The sequence below is a fragment of the Halomonas sp. OfavH-34-E genome (assembly GCF_024124525.1).
Classification (GTDB): Bacteria; Pseudomonadota; Gammaproteobacteria; order Pseudomonadales; family Halomonadaceae; genus Halomonas; species Halomonas litopenaei.
This window is the reverse complement of the sequence record NZ_JAMXRY010000076.1, coordinates 1-16,393: the sequence shown is the minus strand read 5'-3', so window position 1 is coordinate 16,393 and position 16,393 is coordinate 1. Positions and strand designations below refer to the sequence as shown.

The following is a 16,393-nucleotide window of genomic DNA, read 5'->3' as shown; positions in this document are numbered from 1 at the left end:
GACGCCATCGCCGCCATCGGCCAGACGGTCGACCGTCACACCCCGCTGGCGCGCATTCACGCCGCCAGCCAGGCGGACGCCGACAGACTCGCGGCACGAGTACGTGAGGCCTTCACCCTCGGCGACGAGGGCACGCCCCCGCCACTGGTGCACGAGACCTTGTGCGATCCTTCGATAACGGGAGAGACACCATGAGCCGCGCGATCGTGCTGGTGATGGATTCCTTCGGCATCGGTGCTGCCCCCGACGCCGAGCGCTTCGGCGACGCCGGCGCCGATACCCTGGGCCATATCGCCGAGGCCTGTGCCCGCGGGCAGGCCGACGACCGTGGCCGCCGCGGCCCGCTGCAACTTCCCAACCTGGCCCGCCTGGGGCTCTATCACGCCCACCGCGAGGCCACCGGCGCCAGCGCCGCAGGCATCCAGCTAGGCGAGATCGACGGCGCCTACGCACACGCCATGGAGGTGTCCTCGGGCAAGGACACCCCGTCCGGGCACTGGGAAATCGCCGGGGTCCCGGTGCGCTTCGACTGGGGGTACTTCGAGGACAGGGAGCAGAGCTTTCCGCCGCAACTGCTCGAGGCATTGATCGAGGAGGCGGCGCTACCCGGTGTGCTGGGCAACTGCCACGCCTCAGGCACCGAGATCATCGCCCGTCTGGGTGAAGAACACTGCGCCAGCGGCAAGCCCATCGTCTACACCTCCGCCGACAGCGTCTTCCAGATCGCCGCCCATGAGGACAGCTTCGGCCTTGAGCGCCTGCTGTCATTGTGCGAGACCGCCCGGCGGCTGCTCGAGCCCTACAATATCGGTCGGGTGATCGCGCGCCCCTTCGTCGGTGACGACGCCGCGAGCTTCCAGCGCACCGGCAATCGTCGCGACTATAGCGTCGAGCCGCCCTCGCCCACGGTGCTGTCGAAGCTTCACGACGCCGGCGGCGAGGTCGTGGCGATCGGCAAGATCGCCGACATCTATGCCCACTGCGGCATCAGTCGTCTGATCAAGGCGTCGGGCCATGACGCTTTGATGGAAACGACCCTGGCGGCCATGGATGAACCGGTAGCGAGCGACACCCAGCGCCTGATCATGACCAACTTCGTCGACTTCGACATGGTCTACGGCCATCGCCGCGACGTCTCCGGCTATGCGGCGGCGCTGGAAGCCTTCGACCGACAGTTGCCGGCGCTGCTCGAACGGCTGACCGACGACGATCTGCTGGTGATCACCGCCGACCACGGCTGCGACCCCACCTGGCAAGGCAGCGACCACACCCGCGAGTTCATCCCGGTACTGGCCAGTGGCGCCGGGCTTGCGGCCGGATCGCTGGGGCGTAGGCAGAGCTTCGCCGACATCGGCCAGAGCCTGGCGAGCTATTTCGGTCTTGCCCCCATGGCCGACGGTGAAAGCTTTATCGAGCGCAAACGAGCATTGGATAGACGAGGAGCTTAGATGGCTACCCCCCACATCAAGGCCGAACGTGGTGATTTCGCCGACACCGTGCTGATGCCCGGCGATCCCCTGCGCGCCAGATACATCGCCGAGACCTTTCTCGAGGATGCGCGCCTGGTCAACGAGGTGCGCAACATGTACGGCTACACCGGCCGCTACAAGGGACGCGAGATCTCTGTCATGGGCCACGGCATGGGCATCCCCTCGGTATCGATCTACGCCAAGGAACTGATCACCGAATTCGGCGCCAGACGGCTGATCCGCGTGGGTTCCTGCGGCGCCGTGCGCGACGACGTCAAGGTACGTGACCTGATCATCGGCCTCGGCGGCAGCACCGACTCCGGCGTCAACCGCTCGCGCTTTCGCGGCCTCGACTTCGCCGCCATCGCCGATTTCGACCTGACCCGTGCCGCCGTGGACGCCGCCGGCGCCCAGGGCACCCCGGTCAAGGTCGGCAACATCTTCTCTGCCGACCTGTTCTATCACCCGGACCCGGCGCTGATCGACTGCCTGCGCAAGTTCGACATCGTCGGCGTCGAGATGGAGGCCGCCGGGCTCTATGGCGTCGCCGCCGAATTCGGCGCCCGCGCCCTGACCATCTGCACGGTATCGGACCATATCGTCAACGGCGACAGTCTCTCCAGCGACGAGCGCGCCACCAGCTTCGACGAGATGATGACCATCGCCCTCGAGGCCGTGCTCGAGGACGACCGCCAGCAAACCAGTCGCCAGGAGACCACCCGATGAGCGATCCAAGGACGACAGAGACCGTCGACGCCGATATCGTCAAGGCGCTGATCGAGGTACGCGGCCGCGCCTACGTGCCCTACTCCAGCCATCCGGTAGGCGCCCTGCTGATCAGCGACTCGGGAGCCCGCTATGTCGGCGCCAACGTCGAGGTCGCCCACTACAAGGGGCTGTGCGCCGAGGCCTCAGCCATCGCCGCCATGGTCACCAGCGGCGAGACCCGGCTGAAGGAGGTCTACGTCATCGGTCCCGGCGAGCACCTGTGCACCCCCTGCGGTGACTGCCGTCAGCGCCTGCGCGAGTTCTCCTCCCCCGACACCCTGATCCGGGTGGTGGACGCGGACGGCCAACTGCTCAAGCGCTACACCATGGATGAGTTGCTGCCGGACTCCTTCGGGCCGGAAAACCTGGGCAAGGACTCCGCTTTCGTCAGCTAGGCGAGCGAATTCACTTCCTGGAAGTTGTCCGCTCTGGCGCTGCCGAATCGGCTCGATTTGCCTGGCAGACCTGCCTGAGCGCCAAACGAACTGACTCGGCAACCGGAGCGCTACTGGATGCCCTGAAACAATCTCGGATTGTAGATCCGTGCCCGGATGTCGATGAGCGAGACGTTGTCCATGTCCGGGTGCAGCGGATTCACCACCGCCACCTGATCAATGCCCGCAGCAGCGGTACTTGGCACCAGCAGTATCAAGTTGCGGGCCGCCGACAGGAACGCGGTACCGAGTCGCCGCGTGTGTTCAGGAGGGGGAAACAGGTCCCAGCCATCAGGCAATTCATCGACTCCGACCTTCTCGACGGCGCTGCTTTGTACGTCATAGATGCCCAGGCGAAAATCCTTCGGGACCAAGCGCGGGTCTGGAATATAGTTACCCATTTCCAGCATGGCGACGGAGGCACTGGTACCGAAATACAGCACCGGATGGCCGGGGTCATTCCAGCGCGCCCCATCGTGATAGCTGGCACCGCGCCCGGACAGGTTGGTCAGAAAACGCTCAGGAGCGATACGGTACAGCCTCATCAACTGAAGTCGCCGTGACTGATCTTGCGCAGCACCTGTCGTACCAGTTCACGGCCAGCAAAGGTATCCAGGAGTTCGATCGGGCGCGAGCCGGCGAGTGCGGGTACCTCGGCGTGCAGCCATTGATGACCGACCGCTTCGTCAGCGAACACCTCACCTACCTCGACAAACAACTTCAGCGTGTCGAGCACTTCTTCGCTTTGCGCACGCCCCAGCGCCTTGCGCTTGTAGAAGCGATGCAGATTGCCGGAGTCCGTCTCCAGCAGTCGTACAAAGAGATCGCGGTCGGCCGACAGTGCATCGATCGCCTGTTTGAGCACGCTTCCCGGCAGCCCTTGCCTGACGGTTCTGATAAAAGCGGCTGAATCGGTGTACACCTCGCGGGGCAGGTCGATCTGCGCCATCACCCCGCCACCCGCTGCACGGTCCTTTTCGAGAAGCTCCATCGCGGTCTCCCGGCGCTCACTCGCTGGCACGGCGCCAGCAACATTCCCACCTGTACGCTTCAGCATACATCAGATCGAAGTTTTACCAACATCAATATGACCCAAACTCGGCAAGGGTGCACTTTCGCCGACTCGCCACCACACAGCGGAACGCGTCACCGCCAGCGGGCAGCACCGGCCCGAGCCAATTCGGCCTATGCTCAATACTGTTCAGCGCGACCCCGCCCGGCTCACCACAATCGCTCGAGACGTGACGTTCGCTTTGGCCGCGAGGCAGGACGAGGGTCACCCGCGCTGCATCACCCTGTGCAGGTCATCGGGGTGGCGGCCATCACGGCGCAAGCTCCTGCGTCCAAGTACCCGCCTCAATTCAAACAACAAGGTAACGGTCCATGACCACAGACTTCTCTCCCGGCGACAATATCGCCATGAAGATTCCCGCCCACGAGTACGAGGCGACCGTTGCCTTCTACCGCGAGATCCTGAAGTTCGAGGAATTGACGCCCCCCGGTGACCGGGAGACGCCGCGCTTTGCCTTCGGCGACAAGGTGCTGTGGCTGGATCGCGAGCCGCACTTGAGCCAGGCGGAGATCTGGCTTCAGATCGTTGCCAGCGACATCCAGGCCGCCTCGAGCTACCTCGAACAGCGTGGCTGTCAGCGCTGCGACGAGATCGAGCACCTGCCGGAAGCATTCAACTCGTTCTGGATCACCAGCCCCTGCAATATCATCCACCTGGTGTCACCCGCCGATGACTCGCCCCCCGACGATATGACAAAGGAAAACTGAGCCAGTTGACTGCAGCTGCCGCAGCCAGCCGGACGCAAAAAAGGCCACCACTGGTGGCCCACAAGGCTTGCTGGACTTGCCTGAGATCGGTTCCATCAGACGTGCTGTAGCGTCTTTCGCGTGGCGAGACTGGCGGTGACGCCACGCGATTCGAAGGCTCGTTTGTCCCAAGTGGTGGCCGCGCTTGCTTCAGGCCACCCTTGCTTCAGGCCGCTTTGGGTTCATGAGTCCCACGACGTCAGACGCTTTGCTTCAGGCTACCTTTCCCTTGCTGAAGCGCTTCTTCAGGTAGGCGACGATGTCCATGGATTCGTACATCCAGGTCTCGCTGCCGTCTTCATTGGTAATCAGCAGGCACGGCACCTGAATCTTGCCGCCGCCTTCCTTCAGTGCCTTGCGGTGCGCCGGGTTGGCGCCCGCGTCGCGGATATCCACCTCGACGCCGAGCTTGTCGAGTTCACGGCGCACAAAGGCGCAGAACGGGCAGTGGGCGAAATGGTAAAGCGCGAGATCCTTGGCAACGGTCATGGTGACGACTCCCTCGTGGGTGATACCGCTCGTTGACGATGTGGTCGGTGACGTCACTCCCTTCAAGAGTCGACGACACCCGAAACAGTTGGTGCAGGCGACGGCGCGTTCCGGAGGTTCAACCTTGGCGCTGAGCCTTGGTACCAGACCTTGGCGCTGAGCCTTGGTACCAGACCTTGCCGCCGCCCGACTTGCTAGCTTGGTGTCGCCACTCGCGAGTTCCTGACAGCCTTTCCCGACTTTTCTCACCTCAGTGCATTGCATGCGGGGTACAGCACAACGCCATCAGGTTCCCGGATCGGGCGAGGCGCCGGTAGCACTGGTTTGATGGTGGGGGTCTGCCACCCCGGCCTGGCCTCGGGCGCGCCCGCTGGCATCGCGCCCCTGGTGGTCGGCCTCGCCTTCGCTGGTGGTGCCATCGAGACGCCCGCCGCCACGGCCTTCCATGCTGACGCTGAGGCGCGGCGCGCCCAGTTCGACGCCCATCTCCTCCATGCGCTGCTTGAGCAGCATGTTGAAGGCACGGGCCACGTCCCACTGCATTTCCGGCGAGGTGCGAAAGCGCATCCGCAGGATCGCGCAGCCATCCTCGAAACGATCGATACCCTGCATTTCCAGCGGTGACCAGATGTGGTGGCGCATGATCGGATCCTGGCGCAGATCCCGGGCGGTCTCCTGCATCAGGGTGGTGGCGTCGTCGATCTTCATGTCGAAGGGAATGCGGATCTTCATCAGCGCCACGCCGAACTGCCGCGACATGTTATGGATGGAGTCGATACGCGAGAAGGTCAGGATATGCACGATGCCGTCCAGGTCACGCAGGCGTACGGTCCTGAGCGTCAACCCTTCCACCGTGCCCATGTGGCCGTTGATCTCGACGAAGTCGTCCACCGCCAGGGAGTCCTCGATCAGGATGAAGATGCCGGTGATCAGGTCCTGCACCAGGGTCTGGGCGCCGAAGCCGATGGCCAGACCGATCACCCCGGCACCGGCCAGCAGCGGCGTCACGTTGACCCCCAGATTGGCCAGGCCGACGATGGAGGCGATGATCACGATGGCTGCGAAGATCACGTTGCGAATCATCGGGGTGATGGTCTGGGCCCGTGCCTGGTTGACCCGGCGCCCGCGCGAGCGCGCCGAGGAGGTCAGCGCCCGCTGGATGGCGGTATCGGCGAAGATCCACACCAGCCAGGCCAGCAATACGGTAAAGGCGATCGCCAGGATCGCCTGGCCGATGCGCACGCTGGCCACCCCTTCGCGGCCGATGCCCACCAGCGAGCCACCCCACACCTGCAGCGACAGCTCGGCGAACACCAGCCAGGCAAGCACATGCCCCAGGGTATAGGCGAAACGTTCGAGCCTGCGGCGATACTCGCTGTGGTGGCGGTGGCGACCCCGGCTGTGGTCATGACGTTCGTTCTGGCGGCGCAGCAGCGCGGTAACCACCAGCGTCAGCACCAGCAGGGCGGCGTTGATGATCGAACGGGCCAGTGCGGTACCGACATCGCCTCCGGTGACGAAGATCGCCACCAGCGAGGCCCCCACCAGCAGCAACGCGGGAATATGCCACAGCCGACCGATCACCCGAGTGACCTCGGTGGGACTCGAGCAATCGCTGCGGATGGTGTAGGTGCGGTTGCGAATCAGATGCTTGATCGGCCGCTTGAAGCGAACGATGAAGCGGAAGGTCAGCACCGCGGCCAGGATATTGGCCAGCACCGAGGCTAGCGAGGACAGGTCGACCCCCAGTAGGTCCACCAGACGTTCGGTCTTGAAGGCGTCGCCGAGGGCGATCAGTGCGCCGATGACGAACAGCGGACGCAGAGCCCGCTGCTGCAGCAGCTTGACCGCGGTATAGCGATGCCCGCGGGTGAACACCGAGATGACGATCTCGACCACCACCGACAGGATGCGCCCGCACAGTGCGGCGTAGGCGATCACCGATACGACAGTGCGCCCGGCGCTGCCGGGCACCAGCTGTGACACCCCCAGCACCGCCAGAAAGGCCAGCGCCCAGGGCAGCATGCGGCGCAGAAAGTGAGCCGCCAGCAGCCACGCCTTGGGCTCTCTCGGCAGGTCCATCGGCCAGCCCCGGCGGGATCCGATCAGACGCCCCAGCGCCACCAGGATGATCACCATGCCACCCCAGATCGTCAGCAGGATGCTGAACTCCACGGCGAACTGGGCCAGCTCGCTATGGCTGGTGTCGGCGATCAGGCCATTGATATCGCGCCAGCCCTCCGCCAGCTTGGCGCGCCACTGGGCCATGGGCGACCCGGCCCCTTCGGCCTGCTCGCCAAGCTCGGTGAAGGTGTCGGCAAGCGCCCCCAGCAGTCCCTGGGAACCGGTGCCGGTTTCCGCTGCGGCCTGGCCCGCGTCGCGCAGTGACCTGAGGCTATCGAGCAACTCCTGACGGCTCTGGTCGCTTTCCAGCGTCTGGATCAGGGTATCCAGGGATCGCTGCAGCTCTTCGGAGGAAGCTTCCTGGGGGGCCTGTTCACCGCCCCCGGCCAGGGCCTCCAGCGCCAGGCCCTGGGCCGACGCCTGAACGGGCAAAATACATGCCCCAATTAGAAAGAGAAGCACAAACCATTGAAATATTTGAACTATTTTACTTCTATGCAGCAACATTCGTGCTCCCTGCCGGTGAGGACTCGGCGCCGCCGCCGATGAAAAGTGACCGCCTATGGTAGTCTGCGAAGTAACGTCCCACTAATGCCTTATCAGGATGCCGCCATGAAAGCTCAAGCGCCACCCGAGCCCACCACCGCCGACGGAGACATCCGCAAGGTGGGAGTGGAAATCGAGTTCGCCGGCCTGGACCCCATGGCCACTGCAGAGATGGTCCAGTCCCTGTTCGACGGTCGTATCGAGGTCCAGAGCGCCCACCGGATGAAGGTCAGCGACACCCAGTGGGGCGACTTCAAGATCGAACTGGACTCTCAGTACGTCCACCCCGAATCCCCCGAGGACGCGGCCAAGACGCCCGGCGACGACTGGGATCGCATGCGCCGCGACCTCGATCGTCGCTCTCGCGAGCTGCTTGGCGACATGGTCACCGGCCTGGTGCCGACGGAGGTCGTCTGCCCCCCGGTCCCCTGGGATGAGCTCGACAAGCTGGACACGCTGTTCGACGGACTCCGCGAGCACGGCGCCAAGGGCACCGAGGCCAGCCTGATGTACGGTTTCGGTCTGCATCTGAATCCGGAGCTCCCGAGCCTCGAGGCCGAGGACATCCTGCGCTATCTGCGCGCCTACCTGCTGTCCGCCGACTGGCTGCGCGAACAGATCCGGGTCGATATCACCCGGGAGGTGCTGCCCCACGCCAATCCCTTCCACAAACGCTACTGCCTCAAGCTGTTCGACGAGGACTATGCTCCCGATATCGACCAGTTGATCGATGACTATCTGGCCGACAACGACACTCGCAACCGCGATCTGGACATGCTGCCGTTGTTCGCCCACCTGAGGCCCGACCATCCCCACGAGCTGTTTCGCAAGGAACTTGTCCAGCCGCGACCCACCTTTCACTACCGTCTGCCCAACGCTCAGCTTTCCGAAGCCGACTGGGGCGCGGTGACCGAATGGAACCGCTGGCTCGAGGTCGAACGCCTGGCCTGCGCGCCCGAGACCTTGCATGAGCGTATGGCGGAGTATCGAGCCCGTCACCTCGACAGCTCGCTGTGGCAAAAGATAAAGCACAAGCTCAAGGGAGACTCCAAGGATGGCTGAACGCCCGGTGATCGGTATTTCCACCTCCGACCACAAGAGCCTGCTGGCCTGGTGCTTCGACTGGTTCGCGGTGTGGCGCCATGGAGGCAAACCGCTCAGGCTATCGCCGTCGCGGCCACGACCGGACCGGCTCGATGGCCTGATCGTCGGCGGAGGTGATGACATCCAGGCGCATCTGTACGGCGGCGAGATGCAGCTCGACGTGCGCGTCGATCCAGAACGTGACGAACTGGAACTCGAGCTGCTGGCCCGCGAGATCCCGCGCAATACACCGGTACTCGGTATCTGCCGCGGCTCGCAACTGATCAACGTCCACCTGGGTGGCACCCTGGACAGCGACATCTACACCACCCACGAAGGGCTCAAGCGCCGGCGCACCGTGCTGCCACGCAAGACCGTTGACATCGTCGAGGGTAGCCGACTACATCAGCTGCTGCGGGTCAGCTGGTGTCGCATCAACAGCCTTCATCACCAGGCGGTGGAACACACCGGTCGCGGTGTCGATATCGTGGCACGTGACCGGGACGGCCTGGTTCAGGGGATCGAGTCCCGTGAGCACGACTTCCTGCTGGGGGTTCAGTGGCACCCGGAATTCCTGATCTTCAATCGCCCCCAGCAACGACTCATCCGCGCTCTGGTCGACGCGGCGAGAAAGCCCCACGCCGAGCGCCAGGTGCCACCGGAACCCCGCGCCGAACGTCCCACGCAAAGCGCCTCCTGAGCACGAGCCTTCGAGGGTCAATGCAGCTGCGCGAAAAAGCCCGCCAATCGGCGGGCTTTTCCATGTGGCAACAACATCGTGGCAACGACGTCGCTGACGCGACCCGGCCGGATCAGGCCAGCTTGGCGTCCAGGCTGATCTCGGCGTTCAACAGCTTGGAGATCGGGCAGCCGGCCTTGGCCTTCTCGGCGGCCTCCTGGAACACCGACTCGTCGGCGCCGGGGATGCTGGCGCGAGTGGTCAGATGCACCTTGGTCACGGCGAAGCCACCGTCGACCTCATCGAGGGTCACCTCGGCGCTGGTGTCGATGCTGTCGGCTTCAAGGTCGGACTCGCCCAGAATCATCGACAGTGCCATGGAATAGCAGCTGGCGTGGGCCGCACCGATCAGCTCTTCCGGATTGGTCCCGGCCTGGCCTTCGAAGCGCTGCTTGAAGTCATAGGGAACATCGCTGAGCGCGTCGCTGTTGGTGGACACAACGCCCTTGCCCTGCTTGAGACTGCCCTTCCACTGCGCGGATGCGGTGTTGGTGATACTCATGACGACTCCTTCCAGTTGAGATACACGGGCTGGTAAACACACTACGGTGGCGCCTCTTCCTGAGGCGCTCGCCCCGCCACCTCCCATCGATGGGCGGTACCTGCGGGGCCAATCATCCCTGGCGGGACAACTGATGACTTCACCATGCATCTTGTACCGAGGTCTGTCCAGCCTCGTCTTGCGCGCCGACGGTCATGGCTGCGATAGTCGATCGCATCTCTGGAAAACTATTCCGCAAAGGTGTGCGACATGACGACTGCCAAGGTTCTGCTGGAAACCGGAAGCACCGCCGAGGCCCTGCCTGCCCTGGGCCAGGGCACCTGGTACATGGGTGAAGGGCGTGCGCCCCGGCGACAGGAAATCGCCGCCCTGCAACGTGGGCTGGAGCGAGGTCTGCGGCTGATCGACAGCGCCGAAATGTACGGCGACGGTGCCGCCGAACGCCTGGTCGGCGAGGCCATCCAGGGTCGCCGCGACCAGGCGTTTGTGGTCTCCAAGGTCTACCCCTGGAACGCCGGTCGCGACAGCGCCATCGCCGCCTGCGAAGCGAGTCTTGAGCGCCTGGGCACCGATTACCTGGATCTGTACCTGCTGCACTGGCCGGGGAGCATCCCACTGGACGAAACGCTGGAGGCCTTCGATCGCCTGGTCGCTGCCGGCAAGATTCGTCGCTTCGGTGTGTCGAACTTCGACGTAGACGATATGCAGACGCTGGCTCGCCTGCCCGGTGGCGGCGACTGCGCGGTCAACCAGGTCCTCTACCATCTGGCGTCGCGGGGAATCGAGGTCGCCCTGAGGCCATGGCAACGCCGGCAACGGATGCCGCTGATGGCTTACTGTCCGCTGGCCCAGGCCGGCGCCGTCGGCGCAGATCCCCTGGCCGACCCGCAACTTGGTGAGCTCGCCGCGGACCTCGGCCTGACCCCGGCGCAACTGCTGCTGGCCTGGGCCATCCGACCGGTCGAGGGCCAGCACGAGGTCATCGCGATTCCCAAGGCCGCCTCCCCCGAGCACGTCGACGACAACGCCAGGGCGCTGGAGGTAACCCTGGACGCGGCAACACTTGCGCGACTCGACGCCCTGTATCCGGCGCCCCAGCGCAAGGTGCCGCTGGACATCGTCTAGCCGGGCCGGGCTCGACGAGACACGGGAGTTCGCCTTCGACTCAGCGAAAGCGTGCTTTCAACTCGGCCAGTTGCTCGGCCAGACTGTCGCTGCCGATCTCCCTCAACCTTTCGATATTACGCTCGGGGATAGCCTCGGGGTAGGGATAGTGGGCCAGCGCCCTTTCCAGACCCTCTTCACGCAGCAGATGCCAGACCGGCCAGGGAGAACGATTGGTGAAGTTGGCCGGATCATCATCCTCCACGCCGTCGAAGACATAGTCAGGGTGGAAGCTCGCCAGCTGGAAGACGCCCTCGTAGCCACGGTCGGCGAGCAATGCCTCGGCCATGGCCAGGGCGTCGAGATAGTCGTCGAAGTCGGCAAGCCCTCGGGTGAACACCAGCAGACTGGTCTCCACCTCGGGTGTCGTCTCGAGGTGGTGGCAGGCCTCCATCAGCGCCACCAGGGCGTCCTCGAGCCTGCGCCCGTCGACCTCGATATAGCGAATCGATCCGCGTGTGACCTCACGCCCGGCGAAGGGGCAGACGTTGAGGCCAACCACGAATTCCTCGACCCAGGCTGCGGTGGCCGCAACGCCGGGTGATACCTCTGTGTCGGACATGGCGAGTTCTCGGATGCTTGAGTGAAGGCCGGCTCAGCGCCGTGACGCCAGCCTGTCGGCCAGCCTTGTGGGTTCGGGCAACTTGTAGCGGCCGAGGCAGGCCACCGCCCAGGCCCTGGCCGAATCCACCGACAGCCGGTGGCCCGGCGACACGAACACCGGCTTGACGCCGGCGCGCGAGCGTAGCACGACCCCGATGCGCTCGTCGCCGTCCATCAGGTCGGTACTTTCCGCACGCCCCTCGGGGACCTCGCCATGGCGCCCGGTCAGGCGTTTCTTGGCCACGCCCAGGGTGGGCAGATCCAGCCACAGTCCAAGGTGCGCCGCCACCCCGAGGCGCCGGGGATGGGCGATGCCGTGGCCATCCACCATGACCAGATCCACGCGGCTGTCGAGTCGTTCGAAGGCCGCCAGGGCCGCCGGTATCTCACGAAAGGACAGGAGCCCCGGCACGTAGGGCATGCGCGTCGGCTGACGCGCCACCACCTGCTCGATCGGCGCAAGCCCCGGCCAGGACAGCACCACCACCGCGGCGCGGGTGGTGTCGCCTCCATCTTCGAAGCCGATATCCACTCCGGCAATGTGTTCCACTTCACCGAGGGCGTCCTCGCGTATCAGGCGTCCTGCCAGGGTACGCTGCAAGGCGATGGCCTCCTTCGGTGCCAGGTCCCAGTCGTGCAGCGCAGTCTCTCGTGTCCTGGGGTGCTGGGTCATGTCACCTCCCTGTTGATGACCTGCGGTGGCTGAAGACACCACCCGCTCGCGGTAGACTACGCGCCAGTCACGGGGATCAACAAGCTGCCGGCCGCAGGGCCTGGCGCTCCATCAGGGAGGACGGATGAGGATCATCCACACCGCAGACTGGCATCTGGGCCAGAGCTTTCACGGCCAGGAACGTCACGAGGAACATCGCGCCTTCCTCGACTGGCTGGTCGACATCCTCGCCGAACGCCAGGTGGACGCGCTGCTGGTCGCCGGCGACGTCTTCGATGTGGTCAATCCGTCGCTGCGCGCCCAGGAGCTGCTCTATGACTTTATCGTCAGGGTCCACCAGAGCTGTCCCGACCTGACCATTGCGCTGATCGCCGGCAATCACGACAGCGGCAGCCGCATCGAGCTGCCCGCCCCGCTGATGCAGCACCTGCGCACCCATGCCCTTGGCCGGGTGCGCTTCGTCGATGACGGCGCGCTGGACAGCGATCGCCTGCTGGTGCCCTTGAGCGATGCCAAGGGTGAGGTCCGCGCCTGGTGCCTGGCGCTGCCCTTCCTGCGTCCGGCGGAGATCACCGGTCGTGGCCGGCAGAGCAGACAAGCGGCGGGTGCAGCAGGAGAAGAGACGAACGCCGGCGACGACTATGTGGCCAGCGTCGAGCGGGTCCATCGCGAACTGATCGCGGCGGCCCGGGAAAAGCGCGAGCCTGGCCAGGCGCTGATCGCCATGAGCCACGCCCACCTGCGTGGCGCCGCCGTCTCCGAGGCCAGCGAACGCCCTATCGTCATCGGCGGCGAGGAATCGCTGTCGGCCTCGCTGTTTCCCGAGGACATCGACTACGTCGCCCTGGGGCACCTGCACCGCGCCCAGCGGGTTGGCGACGAACGCATACGCTACAGCGGCAGCCCGCTGCCGCTGGACTTCAGCGAGGTCGACTACCCCCACCAGGTGCTGATGGCGGACTTCGCCGATGGCGCCCTTGCCCATGTCGAGCCCATCAGCGTGCCGCGGGCGGTGGCCATGCGTCGCCTCGGACCTGCTCCGCTGGAAGAGATCCTGGGCGCGATCGAGACGTTGCCGGCCCGCGACGGGGCCGGCCCGGTCGAGCGCTGGGACTGGCTCGAGATCAACGTGCGTCTGGACGCCCCGATGCCGGAGTTGCGCTCGCGCATCGAGCAGGCGCTGGGCGACCGGGCGGTACGCCTGCTGCGACTGAAGCGCGAGCTGCCGGTCACTGAGTCACAGGCACCCGGACGTGGCGAGCGCCTTGAGGACATTGGACCCCGTGAGCTGTTTTCGCGCACCTGGAAAGAGCGCTGGGGCGAGGCGCCGGACGACAGCGTGATCGCCGACTTCGACTGGTTGTGCCAGCGCGTTCAGGACGCGGATGCCGACGACCAGAGCGCGGATGCGCAAGTCCAGCACACCACCGAAGGGGGCACGCAGCCATGAAGATTCTCGCCCTGCGCCTGTCCCAACTGGCCTCCCTGCCCGGTCCGGTCGAGCTGGACTTTACCGCGGCGCCACTGGCCGATGCCGGCCTGTTCGCCATCACCGGCCCCACCGGCGCCGGCAAGAGCACCCTGCTCGACGCCCTGTGTCTTGCGCTGTTCGGCAATACGCCGAGGCTTCGCAACGCCCCGGGGCGCGACTCCCATCTGGAGGACCTGGACGGCTCGCGGATCGCCACCGCCGACCCCCGCAGCCTGCTGAGGCGCGGCGCCGCCAGCGGCTACGCTGAGGTCGACTTCATCGGCCGCGACGCTCGCCGTTACCGCGCGCGATGGGCCGTGCGGCGCGCCCGGGACAAGGCCGACGGCAAGCTGCAGGCGGTGGAGCAATCGTTGACCGACCTGGACGACGAACGCCTGTTGACCGCCCAGAAGCGCGAATTCGCCGAGCTGATCCCCGAGCGCCTGGGGCTATCGTTCGAGCAGTTCACCCGCGCCGTGCTGCTGGCCCAGAGCGAGTTCGCGGCATTTCTCAAGGCCGACGACAACGCCCGCTCGGACCTGCTCGAGAAGCTCACCAACACCCAGGAATACTCGCGCATCTCGGTCGAAAGCTACGCCCGGGCCAAGGAGGCCCGCGACGCGGTGGCCCGCCAGCAGGCGCTGCTCGCCGAGGACGCGCCCAGCGACGACAGCGCACGCCAGGCCATGGAGCAGGAACTCGCCGAGGCCGGAGGCGAGCTGGACACCTGCCAGCGACAGATGAAGGCGCTGGACGAAGAGGCCCAGTGGCTCGCCCAGGACGCCCAGTGGCGCCAGCGCTGCGAACAAGCCGACGCCAGCCTGGTCGAGGCAGAGGCCCGATGGGAGGCACTGAGCGAGCAGCGCCGTGAGTGCGAGATGCTCGAGCGCGTCGCACCCTGGCGCCCCCAGTTGCTGCGCCAGCGTAGCCTTTCTCGACAGTTGCCGGACCAGCGCCAGCAGCTCGATGAAGCCAAGTCAGCCCTGGCCCAGGCACGCACCGCCCTGGAACAACAGCACCAGCAAACCAGCCGTCGCCGCCAGACCCTGGAGGACAGCGAGCAGGCGCTCGAGCAGGCCCGGCCCGCCATCGCCCAGGCCCGTGAAATTGCCAGCGAACTCAAGGGCCGCGAGCAACAGCATCGACAGCTGGAGGACGAACACCAGAAGCGCAAGCGCCAGCGCGAGGATCTCGACGGGCAGCAGCGAGCGCTGGCAGAGCGCCATCGCCGCCATCTGGAGCAGCGCGACGCCGCCACCCGCACCCTGTCACGCCATCTTGGCCAGCATCAGCAGGTTGCAACGGCCAGGGCCGAGGCCCAGCAACACCTCGAGGACGCCGGCCATCGTCTGCTGGCGCTGTCCGAACTGGAGCAGCGCTGGCGTCTGCTGCGCCAGCTCGATGAGCAACAGCGCCGGCTCGACGCCGAGCGCCGCCGCGACAGCGCACAGCGCGACGAACTGCTGGACCAAGGCAAGCAGGCGCGGGCGCGCCTGGACCACGCCACGGCGGAGCACGAGCAGCTCACGCGCTTTATACAGCGCGCCCGCGCCACCCGAAGCGACAGCGTCGCCGACATGCGCGCCACCCTGGAACCGGACTCCGCCTGTCCGGTGTGCGGCAGTCACGAGCACCCCTGGCGCGACTCGCCCCCCGCCACCCCGGAGGCCACCCAGCTCGCCGCCCAGATCGCACTGGAGGATGATCAGCTCGCCGAGTCCGAAAGCCGACTCGGCGAGCTGCGCGAGCAGCGTGACGCCCTGTTCGGGCGCTTTCAGGCGCTGAAGGCCAGCGTCGAACAGGCCGAGACCAGCCTGCTCGCGCTTGAACCTCGAAGAAACGAGGCCCAGGCCGGTCTCGAAGAAGCCCAGGCCAGGCTCGACGACCCGGCGCTCGCCGAGCAGTGGCGCGCCCTCGACGCCGACGCCCGCCAAGCCTGGCTTACCGAGCACAGCGAAAAGGCCCGCCAGCGCCAGCAACAGGCTCGCGAGCGCCTCCAGGCACTGGACGACGCCGAACGCCAGCTTGCCCCGCTGGCAGAGGCCATCGAGGAAGACGAGCGAGAGCGTCAGGCGCTTGCCTTGCGCGCCACCACCTTCGACGAGGAACTCAAGCGGCTCGACGATCAGCGTCCCGAACTGACCCGCAGCATCGACGAGCACAGACGACGTCTGGCCGAGGCGCTCGGCGATGACCGCTCGGCAGATGCCTGGCTCGAGCGCCTCGAAGCCCAGGTCCGCCAGGCACGTCAGGACCACGAGCAGGCCCGCCAGGCCCATGACCAGGCCCAGCGTCAGGTGCTGAGCCTGACCCAGAGGATCGAGCACGAGGGCAAGGCGCTGGCGGTGCTGGAGGACGAAAAGACCCGCCTGGACGCCGAACTGGAACGCTGGCGCAACGAGCACCCGGACATCACCGATGGCGACCTGGAGCGGCTGCTCGACCAGGCCGATGATGCGCTCAAGGCCCTGCGCGCCCGACTGGACGGCGCCCGCGAGGCCTGCCAGACC

16 protein-coding genes and 1 pseudogene are annotated in these 16,393 nt (G+C 65.9%); 10 read left to right on the top strand and 7 right to left on the bottom strand.

What is annotated here, in order from left to right; genetic code table 11:
• From NH448_RS21985 to cdd, 4 genes and pseudogenes are all read left to right on the top strand, one after another.
• Nucleotides 1-195 (top strand): annotated as a pseudogene (locus NH448_RS21985) (thymidine phosphorylase); the annotation flags it as partial.
• Nucleotides 192-1,448 (top strand): phosphopentomutase, encoded by a 1,257-nt coding sequence (locus tag NH448_RS21980; protein ID WP_124802476.1) that lies wholly within the window; start codon nt 192-194, stop codon nt 1,446-1,448. The pseudogene NH448_RS21985 and the gene NH448_RS21980, both read left to right, overlap by 4 nt.
• Complete coding sequence (gene deoD / locus NH448_RS21975) at nt 1,449-2,195, top strand: purine-nucleoside phosphorylase (RefSeq protein WP_045991916.1); 747 nt, start codon at nt 1,449-1,451, stop codon at nt 2,193-2,195.
• Entirely contained in the window at nt 2,192-2,632 is a 441-nt protein-coding gene (gene cdd, locus NH448_RS21970; protein ID WP_045991915.1) for a cytidine deaminase, read from the top strand. The genes deoD and cdd overlap by 4 nt, the downstream gene beginning before the upstream one ends.
• A 110-nt stretch (nt 2,633-2,742) precedes the next feature.
• Here the strand turns inward: cdd and NH448_RS21965 are convergent, their stop codons facing one another.
• Together NH448_RS21965 and NH448_RS21960 are read right to left on the bottom strand one after the other, a co-directional pair.
• Entirely contained in the window at nt 2,743-3,216 is a 474-nt protein-coding gene (locus tag NH448_RS21965) for an RES family NAD+ phosphorylase (RefSeq protein WP_045991914.1), read from the bottom strand.
• Nucleotides 3,216-3,662, bottom strand: a complete 447-nt coding sequence (locus NH448_RS21960; RefSeq protein WP_045991913.1) for an antitoxin Xre/MbcA/ParS toxin-binding domain-containing protein — start codon at nt 3,660-3,662, stop codon at nt 3,216-3,218. Before NH448_RS21960 ends, NH448_RS21965 begins: the two co-directional genes overlap by 1 nt.
• Before the next feature lie 392 nt (nt 3,663-4,054).
• Here NH448_RS21960 and NH448_RS21955 point away from each other — a divergent pair, with 392 nt between their 5' ends.
• Nucleotides 4,055-4,450, top strand: coding sequence for a glyoxalase/bleomycin resistance/dioxygenase family protein (locus tag NH448_RS21955; RefSeq protein WP_045991912.1), 396 nt, complete (start codon nt 4,055-4,057; stop codon nt 4,448-4,450).
• A gap of 252 nt (nt 4,451-4,702) precedes the next feature.
• Here the strand turns inward: NH448_RS21955 and NH448_RS21950 are convergent, their stop codons facing one another.
• The gene (locus NH448_RS21950; protein WP_052704282.1) at nt 4,703-4,978 is read right to left on the bottom strand and encodes a glutaredoxin domain-containing protein; all 276 of its coding nucleotides are present in this window, start codon (nt 4,976-4,978) and stop codon (nt 4,703-4,705) included.
• A gap of 285 nt (nt 4,979-5,263) precedes the next feature.
• Nucleotides 5,264-7,537, bottom strand: coding sequence for a mechanosensitive ion channel family protein (locus tag NH448_RS21945; RefSeq protein WP_239452520.1), 2,274 nt, complete (start codon nt 7,535-7,537; stop codon nt 5,264-5,266).
• A 177-nt stretch (nt 7,538-7,714) separates the two neighbouring features.
• On the opposite strand from NH448_RS21945, the gene NH448_RS21940 reads away from it, so the two are divergent.
• A complete protein-coding gene (locus tag NH448_RS21940; protein ID WP_045991910.1) occupies nt 7,715-8,710 on the top strand; it encodes an amidoligase family protein in 996 nt (331 codons plus the stop codon).
• Nucleotides 8,703-9,431: a gamma-glutamyl-gamma-aminobutyrate hydrolase family protein gene (locus tag NH448_RS21935; protein ID WP_045991909.1), complete on the top strand. Its 729-nt coding sequence runs from the start codon at nt 8,703-8,705 to the stop codon at nt 9,429-9,431. The genes NH448_RS21940 and NH448_RS21935 overlap by 8 nt, the downstream gene beginning before the upstream one ends.
• A gap of 112 nt (nt 9,432-9,543) precedes the next feature.
• On the opposite strand, the gene NH448_RS21930 is transcribed toward NH448_RS21935, so the two are convergent.
• Nucleotides 9,544-9,972, bottom strand: a complete 429-nt coding sequence (locus NH448_RS21930) for an OsmC family protein (protein ID WP_045991908.1) — start codon at nt 9,970-9,972, stop codon at nt 9,544-9,546.
• Nucleotides 9,973-10,221: 249 nt separating this feature from the next.
• Here NH448_RS21930 and NH448_RS21925 point away from each other — a divergent pair, with 249 nt between their 5' ends.
• Nucleotides 10,222-11,097: an aldo/keto reductase gene (locus NH448_RS21925; RefSeq protein ID WP_045991907.1), complete on the top strand. Its 876-nt coding sequence runs from the start codon at nt 10,222-10,224 to the stop codon at nt 11,095-11,097.
• A gap of 40 nt (nt 11,098-11,137) precedes the next feature.
• Here the strand turns inward: NH448_RS21925 and NH448_RS21920 are convergent, their stop codons facing one another.
• Nucleotides 11,138-11,698, bottom strand: coding sequence for a DUF1415 domain-containing protein (locus NH448_RS21920; RefSeq protein ID WP_045991906.1), 561 nt, complete (start codon nt 11,696-11,698; stop codon nt 11,138-11,140).
• A 33-nt stretch (nt 11,699-11,731) separates the two neighbouring features.
• Nucleotides 11,732-12,412 carry a deoxyribonuclease V gene (nfi, locus tag NH448_RS21915; protein WP_045991905.1) on the bottom strand — a complete coding sequence of 227 codons (681 nt, stop codon included), beginning with the start codon at nt 12,410-12,412 and terminating at the stop codon, nt 11,732-11,734.
• A 124-nt stretch (nt 12,413-12,536) separates the two neighbouring features.
• On the opposite strand from nfi, the gene NH448_RS21910 reads away from it, so the two are divergent.
• Both NH448_RS21910 and NH448_RS21905 read left to right on the top strand, forming a co-directional pair.
• A complete protein-coding gene (locus NH448_RS21910; protein WP_045991904.1) occupies nt 12,537-13,862 on the top strand; it encodes an exonuclease SbcCD subunit D C-terminal domain-containing protein in 1,326 nt (441 codons plus the stop codon).
• Nucleotides 13,859-16,393, top strand: a 2,535-nt coding sequence (locus NH448_RS21905) for an AAA family ATPase (protein ID WP_253029472.1), incomplete at its 3' end; no start/stop codon positions are given. The genes NH448_RS21910 and NH448_RS21905, both read left to right, overlap by 4 nt.

What these genes read in the sequence shown, in the direction of transcription:
- NH448_RS21920 (WP_045991906.1), bottom strand. Translation starts at nt 11,698, where the DNA reads ATGTCCGACACAGAGGTATCACCCGGCGTTGCGGCCACCGCAGCCTGG.
- NH448_RS21950 (WP_052704282.1), bottom strand. Translation starts at nt 4,978, where the DNA reads ATGACCGTTGCCAAGGATCTCGCGCTTTACCATTTCGCCCACTGCCCG.
- nfi (WP_045991905.1), bottom strand. Translation starts at nt 12,412, where the DNA reads ATGACCCAGCACCCCAGGACACGAGAGACTGCGCTGCACGACTGGGAC.
- deoD (WP_045991916.1), top strand. Translation starts at nt 1,449, where the DNA reads ATGGCTACCCCCCACATCAAGGCCGAACGTGGTGATTTCGCCGACACC.
- cdd (WP_045991915.1), top strand. Translation starts at nt 2,192, where the DNA reads ATGAGCGATCCAAGGACGACAGAGACCGTCGACGCCGATATCGTCAAG.
- NH448_RS21940 (WP_045991910.1), top strand. Translation starts at nt 7,715, where the DNA reads ATGAAAGCTCAAGCGCCACCCGAGCCCACCACCGCCGACGGAGACATC.
- NH448_RS21960 (WP_045991913.1), bottom strand. Translation starts at nt 3,662, where the DNA reads ATGGAGCTTCTCGAAAAGGACCGTGCAGCGGGTGGCGGGGTGATGGCG.
- NH448_RS21925 (WP_045991907.1), top strand. Translation starts at nt 10,222, where the DNA reads ATGACGACTGCCAAGGTTCTGCTGGAAACCGGAAGCACCGCCGAGGCC.
- NH448_RS21935 (WP_045991909.1), top strand. Translation starts at nt 8,703, where the DNA reads ATGGCTGAACGCCCGGTGATCGGTATTTCCACCTCCGACCACAAGAGC.
- NH448_RS21930 (WP_045991908.1), bottom strand. Translation starts at nt 9,972, where the DNA reads ATGAGTATCACCAACACCGCATCCGCGCAGTGGAAGGGCAGTCTCAAG.
- NH448_RS21910 (WP_045991904.1), top strand. Translation starts at nt 12,537, where the DNA reads ATGAGGATCATCCACACCGCAGACTGGCATCTGGGCCAGAGCTTTCAC.
- NH448_RS21980 (WP_124802476.1), top strand. Translation starts at nt 192, where the DNA reads ATGAGCCGCGCGATCGTGCTGGTGATGGATTCCTTCGGCATCGGTGCT.
- NH448_RS21955 (WP_045991912.1), top strand. Translation starts at nt 4,055, where the DNA reads ATGACCACAGACTTCTCTCCCGGCGACAATATCGCCATGAAGATTCCC.
- NH448_RS21965 (WP_045991914.1), bottom strand. Translation starts at nt 3,216, where the DNA reads ATGAGGCTGTACCGTATCGCTCCTGAGCGTTTTCTGACCAACCTGTCC.